Source organism: uncultured Aureimonas sp., from assembly GCF_913775355.1.
Classification (GTDB): Bacteria; Pseudomonadota; Alphaproteobacteria; order Rhizobiales; family Rhizobiaceae; genus Aureimonas.
Window position 1 is genome coordinate 1 of sequence record NZ_CAJYIU010000255.1, and the last position, 2,730, is coordinate 2,730.

Sequence of the window (2,730 nt, forward strand, 5' to 3'; positions counted from 1 at the left end):
CGCGTGGGCGCAGGATGAAGGCGTCGTCGTCGAGTCCCTGCAGCATCGGGCGCAGCGCGACGAAATGCGGGTTCGCGCGGTAATGCGCGAGGCGCTCGGCAAAGCCGTCCGCATCCATGTCGAGCCAGCCGACGACGCCCGCGACGAAGGGCGTCGCGGCGGCGATCTCGAGGAGGAAGTCAGTCTCGGCCTCCGTCTCGGCCGCCTGGACGAGGATCGTCCGGTCAATGCCGGCGCGGCGCAAGAGCGGCTTGAGATCCTCCGGCATGAAGTCGCGCAGGAGCGGCTTCACGTGTTCGCCCATCCAGCCGTAGTCACCGCGCGAGACGCGCCAGAAATGCTGGTGGCTGTCGATCGTGACCGGACGGGCGAAGGATGTCATGGACGCAGCACTCCCTTGCGAAGCAGGACATTACCATACAGCCGCCGCTCGCCGCTGGCGATGACGGCATAGGCCCGGCGGGTGCGCTCGACGAACTCGGCCGGATCGATCTCGGCGATCGTGATCGAACGCCCCTCCGCCTTGTCGGCGCTCGCCTGGAAGGCGTCGTACATGGGGCGCGTCTCGGGTGGCGCCTGCATCACGGCCATCGGGTCCTCGACGAAGTCGTCGAGCGGAAAGACCGAGAGGATCGCGTCGACCAGCGCGGTCGCGGTGGTGCCCGGCAGGTCAACGAGGCGCTGGGCCACGTTGGCCGCGCCGAAATTGGCGTCGGCGATGACGATCTCGTTGCCGTGGCCCATGTCGTCGAGGATCGCGAGGAGCTGGCCGTTGAGAAGCGGGTCGATATTCTTCAGCATGGATGTCTTCCGAAATGCGATGGGTGAGGATCCGGCGACCGTGCGGCCGCCGATCGAAGGTTGACGGCGCCTCGCGTCAGAGATGCGCGCGCGTCTTGCGGCGGGTCCAGACGACGAGGGCGACGCCGGCGATGAGGAGTGCGGCGCGCACGATCTGGCGCTGCGAGTCGGTCCAGCCGAGGAGCGCTGCGCCCGACAGGAGGACGGCGAGGAGGATCACCCCGACGAGGGTGCCGACCATGTTCGGCTTGCCCATCTTCAGCGCCATGCCGCCGAGGAGCACCGCCGTCAGCCCGTCGATGAAGTACGAGGTGCCGATATAGGGCTGGCCGGACGAGAGGTCGGCGGCCAGAAGCACGCCGGCCACCGCCGAGAGCGTGCCCGACAGGACGTAGAGCAGCATGAGGATGCGGCTCGCGCGAACGCCTGCCTCCACCACCGCGCGCCGGTTCTGCTCCATGGCGTAGATGTAGTGGCCGAAGGTCGTGCGATCCTGCAGCACCCAGGCGAACGCATAGAGCGCGGCGACGACGAGCGCGATCACCGGCACGATGCCGAGATCGGCATCGACGATCGGCCCAACGAAGCCGGTGGTCGCCATCGGGATCGAGGTGCCCTTGCCGATCGCCGCGGCGACGGAACCGGCGAGACCGCCGGTCGCGATGGTGATGACGAGGGCGGGCAGCCCCATGCCGGCGACGAGAAAGCCGTTGAGGAGGCCGACGAGGACGCCGGCGCCGAGCGCGGCGAGGACCGCGAGCGGCCAGCCGACGCCGGACGAGACGAGCCCGGCGATGATCATGGTGGCGAGCGCGGCGACCGACATGAAGCTGACGTCGATCTCGCCGGCCGCGATGATCCAGGTGAGCCCGAGGAACATCACGGCCGAGATCGAGGCCGAGCGCAGGATGTCGGTGACGTTGCCGGCGCTCGCAAAGCTCGGCCGTAGCCAGGAGAAGACGACGACGAGGATCGCAAGGAGGAAGAACAGGCCGTAGCGCACGACGAAGCGTCTGACGTCGAAGCCGGCGGCCGGCACAGGGCGGGAGGCGGTGGGCATGAGGGCGCTCATGAACGGGCCTCGCGGAAGGCGGGTTTGCCGGCATCGCGGAAGCGGCGGAAGCCTTCCGCGATCTTCGGGTCGAACAGGGCGATGGCGCTGATGAGGACGATCGAGACGATGGCGTCGGAATAGTAGTAGGGCACGGCGAGCAGCGTGAAGCCGTTCAGCATCGCCGACATCAGAAGCGTGCCCGCGACGGTGGCCGGCACCGAGGCCGCGCCGAACAGCGCGGCGCCGAGATAGACCGCGGCATAGGCCGGCATCAGGAGCTGCGCGCCCGCCGTGACGTTGGCGGCGCCCGACGAGGCCACGAGGAGCGTGATCGCCAGGCACGAGAGCATGCCCGACAGCGCGAAAGCCGCCAGCACGTAGAGCCTGACGCGGATGCCGGAGAAGACCGCGGACGTGCGGTTCTCGCCGGTGGCGTAGAAGGCCCGGCCGAAGCGCGAGGCGTGCAGCACGATCGCCGACAAGACGGCGGCGAGCGCCAGGATCGCGACCGGCGCATCGAGGCCGAGATACTTGGCGTCGTTGAGGTCGAGGATCCCCGACGAGAAGAAGTTCTTCGAGAGCGAGGTGCCGTTGGAATAGAAGTAGGAGAGGCCGACGGCCGCCCCGCCGGTCGCGATCGTCGCCACGATGTCGGGCAGGCGGAGGTAGGCGACGGCGAAGCCGTTGACGAGGCCGCACAGGAGGCCGACGGCGAGCGCACCCGCGACGCCCATGCCGAGACCGTAGCGGCCCGCGATCAGCCAGCCGAGCGTCATCGCGCCGAGCGAGGCGACGCCCGGAAACGACAGGTCGAACTGGCGCACGACGATCACGAAGGTGAGGCCGAGCGCGGCGAGACCCTGCACCGCCATGTG

At 69.0% G+C, this 2,730-nt stretch carries 4 protein-coding genes; all 4 read right to left on the minus strand.

What is annotated here, in order from left to right:
• On the minus strand, window positions 1-382 hold a 382-nt coding region (locus QZ753_RS15420), incomplete at its 3' end, for an amidohydrolase (protein ID WP_367171520.1).
• Complete coding sequence (locus QZ753_RS15425; protein WP_294644837.1) at window positions 379-801, minus strand: RbsD/FucU domain-containing protein; 423 nt, start codon at window positions 799-801, stop codon at window positions 379-381. The genes QZ753_RS15425 and QZ753_RS15420, both read right to left, overlap by 4 nt.
• 76 nt (window positions 802-877) lie before the next feature.
• The gene (locus QZ753_RS15430) at window positions 878-1,873 is read right to left on the minus strand and encodes an ABC transporter permease (RefSeq protein WP_294644838.1); all 996 of its coding nucleotides are present in this window, start codon (window positions 1,871-1,873) and stop codon (window positions 878-880) included.
• Window positions 1,870-2,730, minus strand: an 861-nt coding sequence (locus QZ753_RS15435; RefSeq protein WP_294644839.1) for an ABC transporter permease, incomplete at its 5' end; no start/stop codon positions are given. The genes QZ753_RS15435 and QZ753_RS15430, both read right to left, overlap by 4 nt.

Coding starts and splice junctions, on each gene's coding strand:
- QZ753_RS15425 (WP_294644837.1), bottom strand. CDS start 801: ATGCTGAAGAATATCGACCCGCTTCTCAACGGCCAGCTCCTCGCGATC.
- QZ753_RS15430 (WP_294644838.1), bottom strand. CDS start 1,873: ATGAGCGCCCTCATGCCCACCGCCTCCCGCCCTGTGCCGGCCGCCGGC.